This window comes from Type-E symbiont of Plautia stali, assembly GCF_059731115.1.
Map to the genome: position 1 here is coordinate 3,009,711 of NZ_AP035906.1, position 18,077 is coordinate 3,027,787.

Genomic DNA, 18,077 nt, shown 5'->3' on the forward strand with positions numbered 1-18,077 from the left:
TTTTATTTTAACCGGATTGTAACAATGGGCTTTTTACGACTCGACCCGATGATGGTCAAACTCATCATCACTGTGCTGTTGGCCAGCTTCATCCCGGCCAAAGGCGGGTTTGTCGATTTCTTTGAATACCTGACCACCGCCGCCATCGCCCTGCTGTTCTTTATGCACGGTGCCAAGCTGTCACGCGAGAAAATCATTGCCGGCAGCAGCCACTGGCGTTTGCATCTGTGGATCATGTGCAGCACTTTCGTGGTATTCCCGATTCTTGGCTTGCTGCTGGTGTGGTGGCATCCGGTGAACGTCGGGCCAGAGATTTATACCGGCTTCATTTATCTGTGTATTCTGCCTGCCACCGTGCAGTCTGCGATTGCCTTCACCTCCATGGCGGGGGGGAACGTGGCGGCTGCGGTTTGTGCCGCTTCGGCATCCAGTCTGCTGGGCGTATTCATCTCGCCGCTGCTGGTGAATCTGGTGATGAACGTCCATAGCGATGCGCCGAGCAACGGTCTGGAGCAGATTGGCAAAATCATGCTGCAACTGCTGGTGCCGTTTGTGATTGGTCATATGTCTCGTCGCTGGATTGGCGGCTGGGTGGAGAAACATCGCAGCCTGATTGGTAAAACTGACCAGACCTCGATTCTGTTAGTGGTCTACTCCGCGTTCAGTGAAGCGGTGGTCAATGGTATCTGGCATCGCGTGGGTGTGGATACGCTGCTGTGGATTCTGGCAGGCAGCGTGCTGATTCTGTTTGTGGCGCTGGCGATTAACCTGGGTGCCTCGCGTCTGTTTGGTTTCAGCCGCGCCGATGAAATCGTGGTGCTGTTCTGTGGTTCGAAAAAGAGTCTCGCCAATGGCGTGCCGATGGCCAATATCCTGTTCCCGGCCAGCTCAGTGGGGATTATCGTGCTGCCGCTGATGATCTTCCATCAGGTGCAGTTGATGGTCTGCTCCTTCATCGCTCAACGCTATAAAGCGGGCAATGAGAAGCGGCTGGCGCAACAGCAAGTTGAAGTACAGAAATCATAAGTAAAATGGCCCGCGATTGCGGGCCATTTTGTTATTCACTGCGCTTGAGGGGTTTAACTAACCCCTGCAATCCTTCAATTTTGATCGCTAAGGTCAGTTGCATCAGCTCGCCCAACTTCCCTGCCGGAAATTCGTTTTTACGCGCAAACCACAGCAGATACTCTTCTGGCACATCAATCAGCATGCGGCCTTTATACTTGCCGAATGGCATGGCGGTATTGGCGATTTCAACCAGCTGATGTTTGTCCACGTTAGGCTCCCAGTAGCCGAATCATTTCCGCTTCGTCGATCACGGGTATACCGAGCTCCTGCGCTTTCGCCAGTTTGGAACCGGCCGCTTCACCGGCAATTAACAAATCCGTCTTCTTCGATACGCTGCCACTGACTTTCGCGCCCAGCGCCACTAAACGTTCTTTAGCATCATCACGGTTCATCTGCGACAGCGAACCGGTCAGCACCACGGTCTTGCCGGCAAATGGGCTGTCGATCTCTTCAACATTTACCACTTCCAGCTGTGGCCAATGCACGCCCACCTCTTGGGTGAGTTCGCGGATGACTTCGCGATTGCTCTCTTCTTCCATAAAGTTGCGCACATGCGCGGCCACGACTTTACCCACGTCCTGCACCGCAATCAGCGCATCCAGATCGGCGTTCATCACCTTCTCAAGATCGCCAAAATGATTGGCCAGATTGGCCGCAGTGGCTTCACCGACTTCACGGATTCCAAGGGCATACAGGAAGCGAGGCAGCGTGGTGAGTTTCGCTTTTTCGAGCGCATCCACCACATTTTGTGCCGATTTCGGCCCCATGCGATCCAGTCCCGTCAGCTTGCCCGCCGTCAGACGGAACAGATCGGCAGGTGTTTGTACGTACTCTTTTTCGACCAGCTGATCGATAATTTTGTCGCCCATGCCGTCAACATCCATCGCACGACGAGAAACAAAATGTTTGAGCGCCTCTTTACGCTGGGCACCACAAATCAGCCCACCGGTACAACGGGTAACGGCTTCGCCTTCCACGCGCTCGACATCCGAGCCACACACCGGGCAATGGCTGGGGAAGACGATTTCACGGGTATCATCCGGACGCTCGGATTCCACTACGTTTACCACCTGCGGAATCACATCACCGGCGCGGCGAATCACCACTTTGTCGCCAATGCGCAGGCCAAGACGCGCGATTTCATCGGCGTTGTGCAGTGTGGCATTACTCACCACCACGCCGGCTACCTGCACCGGCTCCAGACGCGCAACAGGCGTAATCGCGCCGGTACGTCCCACCTGGAATTCAACATCGCGCACGAAGGTCATCTGCTCCTGCGCCGGGAATTTAAAAGCCACGGCCCAGCGCGGGGCGCGGGCGACAAAGCCTAATTGTTCCTGCAGTGCCTGCGAATCGACCTTGATGACCACGCCATCAATATCGAATCCGAGTGTCGGGCGATCCTGCTCAACCTGACGATAAAATTCCAGCACCTCTTCCGCCGTATGCGCGAGGCGAATACGGTCACTGACCGGCAAACCCCAGGCTTTAAATTGCTGCAGACGCTGCCAGTGGCTGGCGGGCATGTCACCGCCTTCCAGCAGGCCGAAACCGTAACAGAAGAAAGTCAGAGAACGTTTAGCGGTAATGCGCGGATCGAGCTGACGTAGCGATCCCGCCGCGGCGTTGCGCGGGTTGGCAAACACTTTCGCGCCGGTGCGACGTGCATCCTCATTGAGTTTCTCGAAGCCCGCTTCGGTCATAAAGACTTCACCACGTACTTCGACACGTGCAGGAATATTGTCGCCGTGCAGGCGCAGCGGAATGGCATGGATAGTGCGCACGTTGGCGGTAATATTCTCGCCCGTGGTGCCATCGCCGCGTGTCGCCGCACGCACCAGCAGTCCATCTTCATACAACAGACTGACCGCCAGGCCATCCAGCTTAAGCTCGCAACAGTAGGTCAGATCGTCGCTGCTTTTCAGGCGATCCTGGACGCGCTTATTGAAGGCAAGGAAACCGGCTTCATCGAAAGTGTTGTCGAGTGACAGCATCGGCACCTCGTGGCGCACCTGTTCGAAGGCGGCCAGCGGTGCTGCTCCCACGCGCTGAGTCGGCGAATCCGGGGTAATGAGATCGGGATGTGCCGCTTCCAGTTCACGCAATTGCTGCATCAGTCGGTCATATTCTGCATCCGGAATTTCCGGCGTATCCATCACGTGATAGAGGTACTCATGGTGACGTAACGAGGTGCGCAGCGCGGTGATCTGCTCCTGAACCGATTTCATAGTGTTTTATCCGATAAAAAACCCCCGACATGCGGGGGTTGTTTCGTTAATATTTGATTTTGTTCGCGGCTATCAGCCGATAACTTCGCGAATACGCGCTTTATAAGTTTCCAGCTTCTGTGGCGTCATCATGCGACGCTCATCATCCAGCACAACCCCGCCGACATCGTCCGCAATACGCTGGGCAGATTGCAGCATCAGCTTGAAGTTTTGGTTCGCATCGCCATACGACGGCACCATCATAAAGATGGAGATACCTGGCGTGCTGAAATCGCCCATGGTGTCGGGATTAAAGGACCCCGGTTTCACCATATTTGCCAGACTGAACAACACAGGACCGCTGCCCGCTGGGCTCAGGTGACGATGGAAAATATTCATCTCACCAAACTGGAAGCCCGCTTGCAAAATACCCTGCAACAGAGCTTCACCGTTCAGTTCGCCACCGGCGTGGGCAGCAACATGCAACACCAGTACCGCTTCATTTTTTCTCTGGGTAGAAGCAGCAGACTGTTTTGGTTCATCGTGTGCAACCGGCGCTTCTTCTTCGTATTCGGGCTCTTCAGCGGCCTGGAACTCAGGCGCAGGCTGCGTGGCAGAAAGTGGCTCGTTATCCAGTAAGGGATCGGCCTGAACGGAGTGAGGCTGCGGTTGTGGCTGCGGCGCAGGTCTAACCACCGGCGGTTGTGGCGCAGGTGCAGGCTGGCGCACTTCCGGCTCATCATCCAGCAGCGGATCACCCATCAATGGGGTTTCATGACGCGGGAATGGCTGACGCGCAGGTTCAGGCGCACGTGGCGCGCTGACAGGCTTAGTCACAGGTGCGTCGAATTCGGGTTCGACATGCGCGTCACGATTGCGACGGACACGCACTTCGCCGACACCATCATCATCTTCTTCGCTCAGCAGATCTTCATCCGCTTCTTCGCGCTGTTTCAGACGTTTGTGCGGGCGATCGCGAAACACGGAAGAGCGCTCTTTACGGCTGGTCCACAGTCCGTGAAGTAGCAACGCTATTATGGCGATCGCGCCAACAACGATTAATATCAGACGCAAATCCTGCATCATTGTATTCTCTGTTGTTCCAATACCTTGCCACCACGGCAAACTTTATCCTCTAACTGTATTTGCCCAGCTAAACAAGTGCAAGTCTGTGCAGTATTTTCTGACAAATAAGATAGCTGCCCCACGCTTTTTTGCTGATTTTTCGCGCAAAGTGCGCCTGCCACCGACAAAAAGCCAGGTTATGATGTTCGCGCCGCCACATAAAGGAGAAAGGCTCGCTATGCCCGTTGAGAAATCGCCCTCATCATTAAATGGTATTCATTACTTTGCCGAAGGCTGGAGACTGGTACGTCTGCCTGGCATTCGTCGTTACGTCATTATTCCTCTGCTGGTGAACATTTTGCTGCTGGGAGGCGCCTTTATCTGGCTGTTTCAACGGCTCGGAGAGTGGATTCCGGCCTTGATGTCGCACATCCCTGATTGGCTACAGTGGCTCAGTTATTTGCTGTGGCCGCTTTCCGTCATATCGATTGTGCTGGTATTCAGCTACTTCTTCTCCACCATCGCGAACTGGATTGCCGCCCCCTTTTGTGGGTTGCTGGCCGAGCAGCTGGAAGGCCGCCTCACCGGTCACCCGCTGCCGGATAGCGGTTGGATGGCGATGGTTAAAGATATCCCGCGCATCATGAAGCGCGAATTACAGAAGCTTGGCTACTATTTACCGCGTGCACTGGGACTGCTGCTGCTTTACTTTATCCCCGGTTTTGGACAAACGGTGGCACCGGTATTATGGTTTCTGTTTAGCGCGTGGATGCTGTCGGTGCAGTACTGCGACTATCCGTTTGATAACCACAAAGTGAGTTTTCAGCAGATGCGCAGTGCGTTACGTCAGCATAAAACGGCGAACATGCAATTTGGCGCGCTGGTCAGTTTGTTCACCATGATTCCGATTCTGAACCTGGCTATCATGCCGGTGGCCGTATGTGGCGCGACTGCGATGTGGGTTGATCGCTACCGCCTACAGCATGCACGTCACTAAAGCTTCAAAAAGCCTTATGCTTTTTTGCGTAAGGCTTATGGTTGTGGGCTATATAGATATGCGATTTCTTTCCTTCCGCACACCGGAAGAACAGGTATGCTCTGAGGGTTCCCAATATTTCATACAGTTAAGGACGAGCTATGAGTAAGATCTATGAAGACAACTCTCTGACAATTGGTCATACGCCGCTGGTTCGACTGAACCGCATTGGTAATGGACGCATCCTGGCGAAGGTCGAATCGCGTAACCCGAGCTTCAGCGTCAAATGCCGTATCGGTGCCAATATGATTTGGGACGCAGAAAAACGCGGAATCTTAAAGCCGGGCGTTGAACTGGTTGAGCCAACCAGCGGTAACACCGGTATTGCACTGGCTTACGTGGCCGCCGCTCGCGGTTATAAACTCACGCTGACCATGCCAGAGACCATGTCTGTTGAACGTCGCAAGCTGCTGAAAGCACTGGGCGCGAATCTGGTGCTGACCGAAGGCGCAAAAGGTATGAAAGGTGCCATTGCTAAAGCCGAGGAAATCGTTGCCAGCGATCCGGATAAATTTGTGCTGTTGCAGCAGTTCAGCAATCCGGCTAACCCGGAGATCCATGAGAAAACCACCGGCCCGGAAATCTGGGAAGACACCGACGGTGAAGTGGATGTGTTCATTGCGGGCGTGGGCACCGGCGGCACGCTGACAGGCGTGAGCCGTTACATCAAGAACACCAAAGGCAAAAAAGACTTAATCACCGTCGCGGTAGAGCCGACTGACTCTCCGGTCATCGCTCAGGCTATCGCTGGCGAAGAGATCAAGCCGGGCCCACACAAAATTCAAGGCATCGGTGCAGGTTTCATCCCCGGCAACCTTGACCTGAAATTGGTTGATCGGGTTGTCGCCATCACCAACGAAGAAGCCATCAGCACCGCGCGTCAGCTGATGGAAGAAGAAGGCATTCTGGCCGGTATCTCTTCAGGTGCGGCAGTGGCTGCAGCACTGAAGCTGCAGGAAGACGAAGCATTCGCCAATAAGAATATCGTGGTGATCCTGCCCTCCTCTGGCGAGCGCTATTTAAGCACCGCCCTGTTTGCCGATCTGTTCACTGAAAAAGAGCTGCAGCAGTAACCGCCATAGTCTGAAAACGATGAAAAAAGCACCCGAATGGGTGCTTTTTTGTGGCGCAGATCTCACTTTTATCACCAGACAGATTGATTTCAATGACGCGGCTCTGGTATTTAAGCTCCCAATTATTTCGGTGCCTGAAATTAATCTGGCTTTGAAGTGGATCAAGCTGAATGGAATTACTGATTTGGCGAAACGGCGAATCACGGCATACTTATCAAGGTGACCTTTTCGCACAGTTTTTGATCTGCTGCTGAAAGACGCACATTACTAAGCGCATTTTTTGGTCAGCTTAATGCCACACCAGCGCACCTATACAGGCTAAAGTGACGGCTCCAGGCTAGACTTTAGATCCATAACACCAAACCTGATAAAGTTGGGGAAATAGAATGTTCCAGCAAGAAGTTACCATTACCGCACCTAACGGCCTTCATACCCGTCCTGCAGCTCAGTTCGTGAAAGAAGCTAAGGCTTTCCAGTCAGACATCACTGTGACCTCTAATGGCAAATCTGCCAGCGCGAAAAGCCTGTTCAAACTGCAGACTCTGGGTCTGACTCAGGGTACGGTTGTTACGCTGTCTGCTGAAGGTGAAGATGAGCAGCAAGCGGTTGAGCACCTGGTGAAACTGATGGCTGAGCTGGAGTAATTCCGCTCAGGCAAGCAACTAAACCGACTCCTTTGCCCCATTGAGTGCAAATATCTTGATCGCGGACAACCTGTCCGCGTTCTTGCTTCCTTAGAGTACTGTTCCGCGACAGTGGCAACGCATTGGGTCAATGAGCCATCGTGATTAAAAGGTAGGGTTATGATTTCAGGCATTTTAGCATCACCGGGTATCGCTTTCGGCAAAGCACTTCTGCTGAAGGAAGATGAGATCGTCATCAGCCGTAAAAAAATTACTGACGATCAGGTTGAGCAAGAAGTTCAACGCTTCCTTGATGGACGTGGCAAAGCGGCAGTACAGCTCGAAGCCATCCGTGTCAAAGCCGGTGAAACCCTCGGTGAAGAGAAAGCGGCGATCTTTGAAGGTCACATCATGCTGCTCGAAGACGAAGAGCTTGAGCAGGAAATCATCGACCTGATTAAGAAAGATCACGTAACGGCTGACGCTGCGGCGTACTCTGTCATTGATGGCCAGGCCAAGGCGTTGGAAGAACTCGACGACGAATACCTGAAAGAACGTGCGGCTGACGTACGTGACATCGGTAAGCGTCTGCTGCAAAACATCCTCGGTCTGCATATTGTCGACCTGGGTGCTATCGCAGAAGAATCTATTCTGGTGGCGAAAGATTTAACGCCGTCAGAAACCGCACAGCTGAACCTGAAGAAGGTGCTGGGCTTTATCACCGATATCGGTGGCCGTACCTCGCATACGTCCATCATGGCGCGTTCTCTGGAGATCCCAGCGATTGTCGGTACTGGTAACGTCACCACGCAAATCAAAAACGGTGACTTCCTGATTCTTGATGGCGTGAATAACAAGATTTACGTTAATCCTACCGATGCAGAACAAGAAGAACTGAAAGCGATTCAGACGCAATACCTGTCTGAAAAGCACGAACTGGCGAAACTGAAAGATTTGCCCGCCATCACCCTGGACGGCCATCAGGTGGAAGTGTGCGCCAACATCGGTACCGTACGCGATGTCGCCGGTGCAGAGCGCAACGGTGCGGAAGGCGTGGGCCTGTATCGTACCGAATTCCTGTTTATGGACCGTGATTCACTGCCCACTGAAGAAGAGCAGTTCCAGGCTTACAAAGCGGTGGCGGAAGCCATGGGTTCTCAGGCTGTTATCGTGCGTACCATGGACATCGGCGGCGATAAAGACCTGCCGTACATGAACCTGCCAAAAGAGGACAACCCGTTCCTCGGCTGGCGTGCGATTCGTATCGCCATGGACCGCAAAGAGATTCTGCATGCTCAGCTGCGCGCTATCCTGCGTGCCTCTTCCTTCGGCAAACTGCGCATCATGTTCCCGATGATCATTTCGGTGGAAGAAGTGCGTGCACTTAAGGCCGAACTGGAGCTGCTGAAAACCCAGCTGCGCGAAGAAGGCAAAGCCTTTGATGAGACCATTGAAGTGGGCATTATGGTGGAAACACCGGCTTCAGCGGTGATTGCGCGCCATCTGGCGAAAGAAGTCGACTTCTTTAGTATTGGGACAAATGACCTGACGCAGTATACTCTGGCGGTCGATCGTGGTAATGATTTGATTTCACACCTCTATAACCCAATGACGCCATCTGTTTTGGGCCTCATCAAGCAAGTGATCGACGCATCACATGCCGAAGGGAAATGGACCGGCATGTGTGGTGAGCTGGCTGGTGATGAACGTGCTACACTACTGTTACTGGGAATGGGGCTGGACGAATTCAGCATGAGTGCCATTTCAATCCCGAGCATCAAGAAGATTATTCGTAATACTAATTTCGAAGATGCGAAGGCATTGGCGGAGCAGGCTCTGGCTCAACCCACAGCGGAAGATTTAATGAACCTGGTGAACAAGTTCATTAAAGAAAAAACGCTCTGCTGATCCACGAGACGCTGGCCCCAAATTACTGCTTAGGAGAAGATCATGGGTTTGTTTTCTAAACTTTTTGGCGAAAAATCAGAGAGCGCGTCAGGGACTATTGATATCGTTGCGCCTCTGTCAGGCGAAATCGTGAATATCGAAGACGTACCTGATGTGGTATTTGCTGAGAAAATCGTGGGTGATGGTATCGCCATTAAACCGACTGGCAACAAAATGGTTGCACCGGTTGATGGTACCATTGGCAAGATTTTTGAGACCAACCACGCCTTTTCAATCGAATCTGACAACGGCATTGAGCTGTTCGTCCACTTCGGTATCGATACGGTTGAACTGAAAGGTGAAGGCTTTAAACGCATCGCCGAAGAAGGCCAGAAAGTGAAAAAAGGCGATGTGGTGATCGAGTTTGATCTGCCACTGCTGGAAGAGAAAGCAAAATCCACGCTGACGCCGGTTGTGATCTCGAACATGGACGAAATCAAAGATCTGATCAAACTCTCCGGTCAGGTAACTGTGGGTGAAACCCCGGTTATCCGCATCAAGAAGTAAGCAGCGTCTGGATAGTAAAAACGGCACCCAATGGGTGCCGTTTTTGTTTGTGTTGCTGGCTGGTACTGCAAGGGTGAGGACGAGGTGGGCGGTGGCGTTAGGGATGGTGCGGTGGCGTTAGGGCTAGTGCGGTCGGTCAGGACGACCGGGCAGATCGCAAAGACGGCATAAACCATCCCTGGGCCTCGTCCCTCGCCTTCCATGGCGAGGGACGCTTTGCTCCTCTGCCCGGTCGTCCTGCCCTACTCCACATAGTGCGTGCTGCTTTTTACTGCGTTAGATGCACGGCTTAGTGCGAATAGCTTCGTAGTATGAGTCGCAATGCATTGCGCGCTTGCCTGTGCTAACCGGACTGCATGGGCGCGCTGCTATGGATTCACAAGAACGCGGTTAGATTGTGAGCGCTTAAGCCTTCAGTCTTGCTTCCAGCGCGGCAGTCGTAACGTTAGCTCTAAGCCACCCTCAGGGCGATTGACCGCCTGTACCTCACCGTGGTGCGCCAGAATCACCTTACGCACGATAGAGAGCCCTAAGCCGTATCCTTTGCCCATCAGTGGCGAATTAACGCGTACGAAGGGATCGAAGATGCTGGAAAGCTTTTCGTCGTCAACACCCGGGCCCTGATCGCGCACGCGAATCGCCAGCCATTGGTTCTCCGCCTGTAGCCTCACACTAATATGCTGGCCTTTATGCGAGAAGCGCAACGCATTACGCAGGACGTTCTCTACACCACGGCGAATCAACTCGGCATTACCGTGCACGGTGTAGTCGGCGTTCTCATCGACCTGAAAGTCGACTTTTACGCCCGGAATCTGTGCCTCATAGCGCACGTCCGTGACCACCGCGTGCAGCAGGCCAGTGAGATCGAAATACTGCTCACCCGGCATACTTTCATGTTCCGCACGCGACAGCGTCAGCAATTCGCCAATCATCTTGTCGAGACGACGCGCTTCTTCATCGATGCGGTTCAGAGAGGATTCCACTGATTCCGGCGTTTGCCGCGCCAGACCGGTCGCCAGTTGCAGGCGCGCCAGCGGTGAACGCAGTTCGTGGGAGATGTCGTGCAGTAATTCCTCACGCGCCTTCACCAGCGTATCGAGGCGCTCCACCATGGCATCAAAGTCTTGCGCCACGCTGGAGAGTTCATCATGACGACGGCGCATCACCGGATAGAGTCGCACCGACAAATCGCCGCTGGAGACGCGGGCAAAGCCTTCACGCAGCTGGCGCATTGGGCGCGTCAGGTTCCAGGCCAGTAATAAGCTGAACAGTAATCCTAGCGCCCCGGCAAAGGTGAACATCGGCTCTGGGATGTTGAGGATACGTCGCGGGCCACCGCCACCCATCGAACTATCCTCGCGCAATCCTTTAACGTCGTAACGCAGCTCGTACTCTTTGCCATCCTGCCCTTTCACCCAACGGACGATGATATCCGGGAACGGACCATGAAAGGGTTCACTGAAGGTTTCCGGCGGCGCATTGCCAGGTGTAGCGGCAGGTTTTTCATGCTGGATGACCGAAAAAAACTGGCGGTCGTTGGGTTCCCAATCGGCCATCATATCATCCAGTGAACTCGGTCCGCCGCGCTCCAATACAGAAACTGCGGACGCCATCTGTAAATTCACAATACGACGGATAGCCACAATTTCGGGTGGCTCGTGACGATTACCGGAAAGCGTAAAACCAAGCCACAGCAGCTGGCTGATGATGACAAAGACAATCCAGAAGCCCAGTAAGATCTTCCAGAACATGCGGCCGCGGTAGCTGTGTTTCATCGAATGCGATAACCAATACTGCGCACAGTTTCAATGTTGATGCTGTCGGCGGTGAGCGCGGCCAGCTTCTGGCGGATATTGCTGATGTGCACATCCACGCTGCGATCGTAAGCTTCACGCGGACGACCGAGCCCTTTCTCTGACAGTTCATCCTTCGACACCACGCGATCGGGCGCACGCAGCAGCAGATCCAGCAGGTTGAATTCAGACGCGGTCAAATCAAAGGCTTTGCCCTGCCATTCCGTGATGCGTGTGGCCGGGTTCAGGCTTAGTTCGCCCCAGCGCAGCAGTTCTTTTTTGTCCTGAACCGGTGCCTGATCTTCGAAACGACGCAGTACGGCACGCAGACGCGCCACCAGCTCACGCGGGTAGCATGGCTTTGGCACATAATCGTCAGCACCCATTTCCAGGCCGATGACACGATCGATGTTGTCGCCTTTGGCGGTTAACATAATCACCGGCAAACGGCTGTTCTGGCGCACCTGGCGCAGCACATCAATACCGCTCATATCCGGCAGCATAATGTCGAGAATCATCGCGGTATAGTTGCCCGACAGCGCACCTTCAATCCCGGCGGTTCCGGTTAAAACCAATTGCGTTTCAAAGCCTTCCGCAATCAGGTACTGGCTCAGCATGGTGCCAAGTTCTACATCGTCATCAACAAGCAGAATTTTCATCTTTATCTCTCGTACAAAATTGCCGCTATTTTGGCCTGAGTTGGCAATGAACGCAGCCGATTTTACTCGATCCTTACAGTGCCAACACCAGAGGATTATCAGGGAGACTATAGACAAAAATGGCCCGGTCGCACCACAACAGCACGCGCAGGCCAGATAAAATGCGGGGGAAGAGAAGATCAGTGGAACACGCCGGTGGAGAGATAGCGGTCACCGCGATCGCAAACTATCGCCACCACGACACTGCCGGGATGGGCATTAGCGATGCGCAGCGCACCGGCCACCGCGCCACCGGAACTCACGCCGCAGAAAATCCCTTCACGTTGCGCTAACGCACGCATGGTTTCCTCGGCTTCCCGCTGTGCCATATCGATGACCTCATCCACTAATTCAGGACGGAAAATCCCCGGCAGATAAGCCTCGGGCCAGCGACGAATGCCCGGAATACTGCTGCCTTCCTGCGGCTGTAAACCAATGACTTTCACCGCTGGCGCAAACTCTTTCAGATAGCGACCCACGCCAGTGATAGTGCCCGTGGTGCCCATACTGGAGACAAAATGGGTCATGCGGCCCTGCGTCTGCTGCCAGATTTCCGGGCCGGTGGTGAGATAGTGGCCGAGGGGATTGTCGGGATTATTGAACTGATCCAACACCCGGCCCTCACCGCGATCGGCCATCTCTTGCGCCAAATCACGCGCGCCTTCCATACCCTGCTCGCGTGTCACCAAAATCAATTCTGCGCCATAGGCACGCATCGCGTCCTGCCGCTCCTGGCTCATGTTATCCGGCATCAGCAGGCGTAACTTATAGCCTTTCATCGCCGCGATCATCGCCAGAGCGATACCGGTATTGCCACTGGTGGCCTCAATCAGGGTATCGCCCGGATTGATGTCACCGCGCAGTTCCGCCTGGTGAATCATCGACCAGGCCGCACGATCTTTTACCGAACCGGCCGGATTATTGCCTTCCAGCTTTAACCAGATTTCACTGCCGTTATCGGGCGTCAGGCGTTGCAGCCTGATCAACGGCGTATTACCGATGGTATTTTCCAGTGTGGTCACGGTTTGATTCCAGACAGAAGAGAGGCAAATAAATCGGGCGGGAAAGTCCCGCCCGAAGGAGTGTCAAAAATATCAGGCGCTTTCGGCAAAGGCAACCGGACGCAGCGGCGTCGTGCCGTTGTACAGTCGTGCCTGCTGCAGGCCAACAAACAGGCGTTCACCGCGAATCGGAGCGGTGTGATCGCCGTCATAGACCACGGAGAAGGCCTCACCCTGCCAGCCGATCGGCTGCACCACTAATTGCCAGAAGTGGCCGCGTGGGCTGATCTCCAGCACCTGCACCGGCAGCGGCGTTTCCAGGCTGCTCTGACGCGAGATATCCACTTCCCACGGGCGCAGGAACAACTCGACTTCACCCTGATGTGCGGGCGTATAACCCAATGGCCAGCGATGTGCCCCCACATGGAATTGCGAACCGTGCACTTCACCGTCAAAGCGATTCACTTCGCCGAGGAACTCCAGCACAAAGCGGGTGGCCGGTTCCTGCCAGACTTCATCCGGCGTGCCGACCTGTTCGATATTGCCCTGGCTCATCACCACCACGCTGTCAGCGACTTCCATCGCCTCTTCCTGGTCATGCGTCACAAACACGCTGGTAAATTTCAACTCTTCATGCAACTGACGCAGCCAGCGACGCAGCTCTTTACGCACCTGCGCATCCAGCGCGCCGAAAGGTTCATCGAGCAACAGAATTTGTGGTTCCACTGCCAGCGCGCGCGCTAAGGCCACACGCTGCTTCTGTCCACCCGAAAGCTGCGCCGGGAAACGATTGGCGAGATGCGCCAGCTGCACCATTTCCAGCAGGCGCGTCACACGCTGTTTGATTTCAGCGGCGGATGGGCGTTCACGACGCGGCAGTACGGTCAAACCAAAGGCGATGTTGTCGAACACCGTCATGTGGCGGAACAGCGCATAGTGCTGGAACACAAAGCCAACCTGACGGTCACGCGCGTGAATGCGGCTGACATCTTTGCCGTGGAAATGAATTTGTCCGCTGTTCTGATGCTCCAGTCCGGCGATAATACGCAGCAGCGTGGTTTTACCCGAGCCTGACGGCCCCAGCAATGCCACCATCTTACCGGTAGGAATATCCAGTGAGATATCGTTCAGCACCGGGGTGCGGCCGAACGCTTTGTTAATGTGTTTGATCTCAATGCTCATGATTTTCCTCCTGTTGGCGCTTCTGCTGATGCTCTAATCGCCACTGCACGATGCTCTTCAGAAACAGCGTCAAAATGGCCATCAGGGTCAACAGCGCAGCCGCAGTAAAAGCGCCAACCGTGTTGTAATCCTGATGCAGTAATTCAACCTGAAGCGGTAAGGTATAGGTCTCACCGCGAATCGATCCCGATACCACTGAGACCGCACCAAACTCTCCAATGGCACGGGCATTGGTAAGCACCACGCCGTACATCAGCGCCCAGCGAATGTTTGGTAACGTCACGCGACGGAACATCTGCCAGCCCGATGCGCCTAACAGCACCGCGGCTTCATCTTCATTGCTGCCCTGGCTCAACATCACCGGCACCAGCTCACGCACCACAAACGGACAGGTGACAAAAATGGTGGCCAGCACCATGCCCGGCCAGGCAAACATAATCTGGATGTTGTGCGCATCCAGCCAACTACCCGCCGGGCCGTTGATGCCCCAGAACAGCAGATACATCAGCCCCGCCACCACCGGTGACACGGCAAAAGGAATATCAAACAGCGTCAGCAGCAGTTGGCGGCCAGGGAAAGTAAAGCGCGTTACCAGCCATGCCAGCAGCGTACCGAACACCAGATTGACCGGCACGGTAATCAGCGCCACCAGAATCGTCAGCCAGATGGCGTGCAGCATGTCACCATCTTTCAAATTAGAGAGCGAGGCAATAACCCCCTGGCTCAGGGCTTCCCAAAAGATGGAGATCATCGGGACCACCAGCAGCAGGAAAGAGACCAGCGCGCCCACGCCAATCAGCAGCCATTTACCCCAGTTCACCGGCTGACGCTCAGCGTGATTAATCTGCGAAATCTCCGCCATTAGTGGCCTCCTAAGCGACGGCCAAAGCGGCTCTGCAGGGTATTAATGGCGAACAGCAACAGCAGCGAAGCCGCCATGATGACCGAGGCGATAGCACTGGCCGCCGGATAATCAAACTCTTGCAGGCGGACAAAAATCATCAGCGAGGTGACTTCGGTTTTCCACGCGATGTTACCCGCAATAAAGATAACCGCACCAAACTCACCCAGGCTGCGCGTGAAAGATAACGCCGTGCCGGCTAACAGCGCGGGCGCCACTTCCGGCAGCACCACACGGCGGAAGCTCTGCCACGGTGTCGCACCCAGCGTTTCAGCCGCTTCTTCATATTCCGGGCCTAACTCTTCCAGCACTGGTTGCACGGTGCGCACCACAAACGGGATGCTGGTGAAGGCCATCGCCACCGCAATGCCCAGCCAGGTGTAAGAGACTTTAATATCGAAATGAGCCAGCCATTGCCCATACCAACCACTCACCGAGAACAGACCGGCCAGCGTCAGACCGGCAACGGCGGTAGGCAATGCAAACGGCAGATCCATCAAGCCATCCAGTAACGTGCGGCCAGGGAAGCGGTAACGGGTCAGAATCCACGCCATTAACATGCCAAAGAACGCATTGAAGATGGACGCCACGCCCGCTGACAACAGCGTGACTTTATACGCCGCAATCAGCTGTGGATTGGTGACCACATCCCAATATTGTGCCAGTGTCATGTTGGACAGTTGCATCAGCAGTGCGCTGATCGGCAACAGCAGGATCAGGCAGGTAAACAGCAGGCTGGTGCCGAGGCTGAGACCGAACCCTGGCAGCACGCGCTTTTGCGCTAAAGCAAACATCAACCGCGCCCCGCTGCCAGTAATTTATCCAGTTCACCGCCGCTGGCAAAATGGGTTTTCATCACGTTATCCCAACCGCCAAACGCATCCTGCACGTTAAACAGCGCGGTCTGCGGGAAGCGATCTTTCTGCTCGGACATCAACTGCGGGTTGTTCACGCGGTAGTAGAAGCCGGTAATAATTTTCTGCGCCTCAGGGGAGTAGAGGAAGTTCAGATAGGCTTTGGCCGCATCGGCAGTGCCATTCTGCTCGACATTTTTATCCACCCACGCCACTGGGAACTCCGCGAGGATGTTGGTTTTCGGCACAATCACTTCATATTCATCTTTGCCGTACTGATTACGGATGTTGTTCACTTCCGACTCAAAGCTAATCAGCACATCGCCCAAGCCGCGCTCAGCAAACGTGGTGGTGGCACCACGGCCGCCGGTATCAAACACCTCGACGTTTTTCAGGAATTTCGTCATAAAGGCTTCGGTTTTGGCTTTATCCTTGCCGTCAGCCTGGTCGGCTGCGCCCCAGGCGGCCAGATAGGTATAACGGCCATTACCGGAGGTTTTTGGATTCGGGAATACCAGCTTCACGTTGTCTCGTGCCAGATCCGACCAATCATGGATCTGCCTAGGGTTCCCTTTGCGTACCAGAAACGCCATGGTGGAGTAAAACGGTGAGCTGTTGTTCGGCAGACGGGCTTGCCAGTCGGCTGGAATCAGGTTGCCTTTATCATGCAACACCTGCACATCCGTCACCTGGTTGTAAGTCACCACGTCCGCGCGCAGGCCCTGCAAGATAGCCAGTGCCTGTTTTGATGACCCGGCATGCGATTGTTTAATCGTCAGCTTGTCAGTGGGGTGCGCAGCATTCCACTGCTGCTCAAACGGCGCATTCAGGGCGACAAACAGCTCGCGCGAGACATCATAAGAGCTGTTGAGCAGCTCTGTTGCCTGCGCTGCACCGGCTAACGCCAGCGACAAGGCGATTCCGCTCATCCATTTTTTCGCAATCGGAAGTGTCATGCTGCACCCTGCTAGTCGGCGAAATCGCCAATGCCATTAGATGCTGCCAGTGTATTTATAACTCAGGGCAAACCAGTAACGGTTTTATATATCGTTTGGGGATTTCAAAGTCTAAAAAGGCATAAGACGCCGGGAGAGATTATGCGACAGACGGGATTAGTGGTGAGCGGCGCACAAGACCGCTCACTGGCGTATTACAGCGCTTGCAGGGCATCCAGTGCAGGCGCAAAGAAGTAGCTGCCCGTCACCGGCTTAGTGAAGCGCAGCATCGCATCCATTTTGCCGTCACGCTCGCCGAACATGCTCAGCAGTTGCTGCTCAATGTTATACAAGCGGTTGCAGTAAGAAATGAAATACAGACCATGAGTGCCGCTGGCCGAACCATACGGCAGGCTCTGGCGCAGAATCTTCAGCCCTTTGCCCTCTTCTTTCAAATCAACGCGGCTGAGATGCGAGGTGGCGGGACGTTGATCGCCCGGCAACTCTTCATTATCCACTTTGGTGCGGCCAATAATCGCTTCCTGCTTTTCCACTGCCATACGATTCCACAGTTTGAGATTGTGCTCCCAGCGCTGAGTGAAAACATAGCTGCCACCGGCATCCGGGCCTTCAGCAATAATTGCCACCTGCTGACGCGCCTCGCCTTGCGGGTTTTCCGTGCCATCAACAAAGCCGGAAAGATCGCGCTCTTCCACCCAGCGGAAGCCGTGGGTCTCTTCTTCAATATTCACGGCGTTAGCAAAGGCCGCTAATGCCGCCTGTGCCAGCGAGAAATTCACGTCATGACGCAGAGATTGGATATGGATAAGCAGATCGCGTTGCGTGGCGGGTGCAATGCCTTTGCCCAATGGGGAGAAGGCTTTCAATTCTGGCGCTGAATCCGCACCTTGCAGATCGCGCCACAGCGCATCGCCAAAGGCGATCACCGCGCCCAGTCCGGCATCGGCAAATTTCTGTTGCAGCGCAACGAGTTGTTGCAGGAAGGTTTTGCTCCCCTGGCGGACAGCATCGAGATCGCCCGTAATACGAGCTTCTAGCCAAATGGCGAAACGGCGGTGTTCCAACAGGATCCCGCTCTGGAATTGAGACATTGCACTGCTCTCCGGCATGAAAGTTAGGACGATTTTTCGCCCATATCATACCGGAAAGCCACACAGTGATTGTGC

Annotated in this window: 17 protein-coding genes; 6 read left to right on the forward strand and 11 right to left on the reverse strand. The window is 54.4% G+C overall.

The features are described 5' to 3' along the window. Positions 1–24: 24 nt before the first annotated feature. A complete protein-coding gene (locus tag AC6I8L_RS13860; protein WP_034825889.1) occupies positions 25–1,026 on the forward strand; it encodes a bile acid:sodium symporter family protein in 1,002 nt (333 codons plus the stop codon). A gap of 31 nt (positions 1,027–1,057) precedes the next feature. On the opposite strand, the gene AC6I8L_RS13865 is transcribed toward AC6I8L_RS13860, so the two are convergent. From AC6I8L_RS13865 to zipA, 3 genes are all read right to left on the reverse strand, one after another. Further along, a complete protein-coding gene (locus AC6I8L_RS13865) occupies positions 1,058–1,276 on the reverse strand; it encodes a DUF3820 family protein (protein WP_038645584.1) in 219 nt (72 codons plus the stop codon). Position 1,277: 1 nt separating this feature from the next. Continuing rightward, complete coding sequence (gene ligA, locus AC6I8L_RS13870) at positions 1,278–3,296, reverse strand: NAD-dependent DNA ligase LigA (RefSeq protein ID WP_058959065.1); 2,019 nt, start codon at positions 3,294–3,296, stop codon at positions 1,278–1,280. A gap of 72 nt (positions 3,297–3,368) precedes the next feature. After that, a complete protein-coding gene (zipA, locus tag AC6I8L_RS13875; protein WP_058959066.1) occupies positions 3,369–4,361 on the reverse strand; it encodes a cell division protein ZipA in 993 nt (330 codons plus the stop codon). 217 nt (positions 4,362–4,578) lie between these two features. On the opposite strand from zipA, the gene cysZ reads away from it, so the two are divergent. From cysZ to crr, 5 genes are all read left to right on the forward strand, one after another. Next, positions 4,579–5,337: a sulfate transporter CysZ gene (gene cysZ, locus AC6I8L_RS13880; RefSeq protein WP_058959067.1), complete on the forward strand. Its 759-nt coding sequence runs from the start codon at positions 4,579–4,581 to the stop codon at positions 5,335–5,337. A 140-nt stretch (positions 5,338–5,477) separates the two neighbouring features. Beyond that, on the forward strand, positions 5,478–6,449 hold the full coding sequence (gene cysK / locus AC6I8L_RS13885) for a cysteine synthase A (protein ID WP_034825880.1): 972 nt from the start codon (positions 5,478–5,480) through the stop codon (positions 6,447–6,449). A 386-nt stretch (positions 6,450–6,835) separates the two neighbouring features. Then, a complete protein-coding gene (gene ptsH / locus AC6I8L_RS13890; RefSeq protein ID WP_034825876.1) occupies positions 6,836–7,093 on the forward strand; it encodes a phosphocarrier protein Hpr in 258 nt (85 codons plus the stop codon). 159 nt (positions 7,094–7,252) lie between these two features. Then, a complete protein-coding gene (ptsI, locus tag AC6I8L_RS13895; protein ID WP_058959069.1) occupies positions 7,253–8,980 on the forward strand; it encodes a phosphoenolpyruvate-protein phosphotransferase PtsI in 1,728 nt (575 codons plus the stop codon). 42 nt (positions 8,981–9,022) lie between these two features. Next, positions 9,023–9,526, forward strand: coding sequence for a PTS glucose transporter subunit IIA (gene crr, locus AC6I8L_RS13900; protein ID WP_034825872.1), 504 nt, complete (start codon positions 9,023–9,025; stop codon positions 9,524–9,526). 413 nt (positions 9,527–9,939) lie between these two features. Here crr and AC6I8L_RS13905 read toward each other — a convergent pair whose 3' ends face one another. The 8 genes from AC6I8L_RS13905 to AC6I8L_RS13940 form a co-directional block, all read right to left on the reverse strand. After that, positions 9,940–11,301, reverse strand: coding sequence for an ATP-binding protein (locus AC6I8L_RS13905; protein ID WP_058959070.1), 1,362 nt, complete (start codon positions 11,299–11,301; stop codon positions 9,940–9,942). Then, positions 11,298–11,978, reverse strand: a complete 681-nt coding sequence (locus AC6I8L_RS13910) for a response regulator transcription factor (RefSeq protein WP_034825869.1) — start codon at positions 11,976–11,978, stop codon at positions 11,298–11,300. Before AC6I8L_RS13910 ends, AC6I8L_RS13905 begins: the two co-directional genes overlap by 4 nt. 179 nt (positions 11,979–12,157) lie before the next feature. Then, on the reverse strand, positions 12,158–13,039 hold the full coding sequence (gene cysM / locus AC6I8L_RS13915) for a cysteine synthase CysM (RefSeq protein ID WP_058959071.1): 882 nt from the start codon (positions 13,037–13,039) through the stop codon (positions 12,158–12,160). Between the two features lie 72 nt (positions 13,040–13,111). Next, positions 13,112–14,200 (reverse strand): sulfate/thiosulfate ABC transporter ATP-binding protein CysA, encoded by a 1,089-nt coding sequence (gene cysA, locus AC6I8L_RS13920; RefSeq protein ID WP_058959072.1) that lies wholly within the window; start codon positions 14,198–14,200, stop codon positions 13,112–13,114. Beyond that, complete coding sequence (gene cysW / locus AC6I8L_RS13925) at positions 14,190–15,062, reverse strand: sulfate/thiosulfate ABC transporter permease CysW (RefSeq protein ID WP_058959073.1); 873 nt, start codon at positions 15,060–15,062, stop codon at positions 14,190–14,192. Before cysW ends, cysA begins: the two co-directional genes overlap by 11 nt. After that, positions 15,062–15,895 carry a sulfate/thiosulfate ABC transporter permease CysT gene (gene cysT, locus AC6I8L_RS13930; RefSeq protein ID WP_058959074.1) on the reverse strand — a complete coding sequence of 278 codons (834 nt, stop codon included), beginning with the start codon at positions 15,893–15,895 and terminating at the stop codon, positions 15,062–15,064. Before cysT ends, cysW begins: the two co-directional genes overlap by 1 nt. Then, positions 15,895–16,911: a sulfate ABC transporter substrate-binding protein gene (locus AC6I8L_RS13935; RefSeq protein ID WP_058959075.1), complete on the reverse strand. Its 1,017-nt coding sequence runs from the start codon at positions 16,909–16,911 to the stop codon at positions 15,895–15,897. The genes cysT and AC6I8L_RS13935 overlap by 1 nt, the downstream gene beginning before the upstream one ends. A gap of 194 nt (positions 16,912–17,105) precedes the next feature. Further along, positions 17,106–18,002, reverse strand: coding sequence for a Dyp-type peroxidase (locus AC6I8L_RS13940; protein ID WP_058959076.1), 897 nt, complete (start codon positions 18,000–18,002; stop codon positions 17,106–17,108). Positions 18,003–18,077: the final 75 nt, after the last annotated feature.

Excerpts from the sequence above, each read along its gene's own strand:
- AC6I8L_RS13905 (WP_058959070.1), bottom strand. The coding sequence starts at position 11,301 with ATGAAACACAGCTACCGCGGCCGCATGTTCTGGAAGATCTTACTGGGC.
- ptsH (WP_034825876.1), top strand. The coding sequence starts at position 6,836 with ATGTTCCAGCAAGAAGTTACCATTACCGCACCTAACGGCCTTCATACC.
- cysT (WP_058959074.1), bottom strand. The coding sequence starts at position 15,895 with ATGTTTGCTTTAGCGCAAAAGCGCGTGCTGCCAGGGTTCGGTCTCAGC.
- AC6I8L_RS13910 (WP_034825869.1), bottom strand. The coding sequence starts at position 11,978 with ATGAAAATTCTGCTTGTTGATGACGATGTAGAACTTGGCACCATGCTG.
- cysZ (WP_058959067.1), top strand. The coding sequence starts at position 4,579 with ATGCCCGTTGAGAAATCGCCCTCATCATTAAATGGTATTCATTACTTT.
- cysK (WP_034825880.1), top strand. The coding sequence starts at position 5,478 with ATGAGTAAGATCTATGAAGACAACTCTCTGACAATTGGTCATACGCCG.
- AC6I8L_RS13940 (WP_058959076.1), bottom strand. The coding sequence starts at position 18,002 with ATGTCTCAATTCCAGAGCGGGATCCTGTTGGAACACCGCCGTTTCGCC.
- ptsI (WP_058959069.1), top strand. The coding sequence starts at position 7,253 with ATGATTTCAGGCATTTTAGCATCACCGGGTATCGCTTTCGGCAAAGCA.
- AC6I8L_RS13935 (WP_058959075.1), bottom strand. The coding sequence starts at position 16,911 with ATGACACTTCCGATTGCGAAAAAATGGATGAGCGGAATCGCCTTGTCG.
- zipA (WP_058959066.1), bottom strand. The coding sequence starts at position 4,361 with ATGATGCAGGATTTGCGTCTGATATTAATCGTTGTTGGCGCGATCGCC.
- crr (WP_034825872.1), top strand. The coding sequence starts at position 9,023 with ATGGGTTTGTTTTCTAAACTTTTTGGCGAAAAATCAGAGAGCGCGTCA.
- cysA (WP_058959072.1), bottom strand. The coding sequence starts at position 14,200 with ATGAGCATTGAGATCAAACACATTAACAAAGCGTTCGGCCGCACCCCG.
- cysW (WP_058959073.1), bottom strand. The coding sequence starts at position 15,062 with ATGGCGGAGATTTCGCAGATTAATCACGCTGAGCGTCAGCCGGTGAAC.
- AC6I8L_RS13860 (WP_034825889.1), top strand. The coding sequence starts at position 25 with ATGGGCTTTTTACGACTCGACCCGATGATGGTCAAACTCATCATCACT.
- ligA (WP_058959065.1), bottom strand. The coding sequence starts at position 3,296 with ATGAAATCGGTTCAGGAGCAGATCACCGCGCTGCGCACCTCGTTACGT.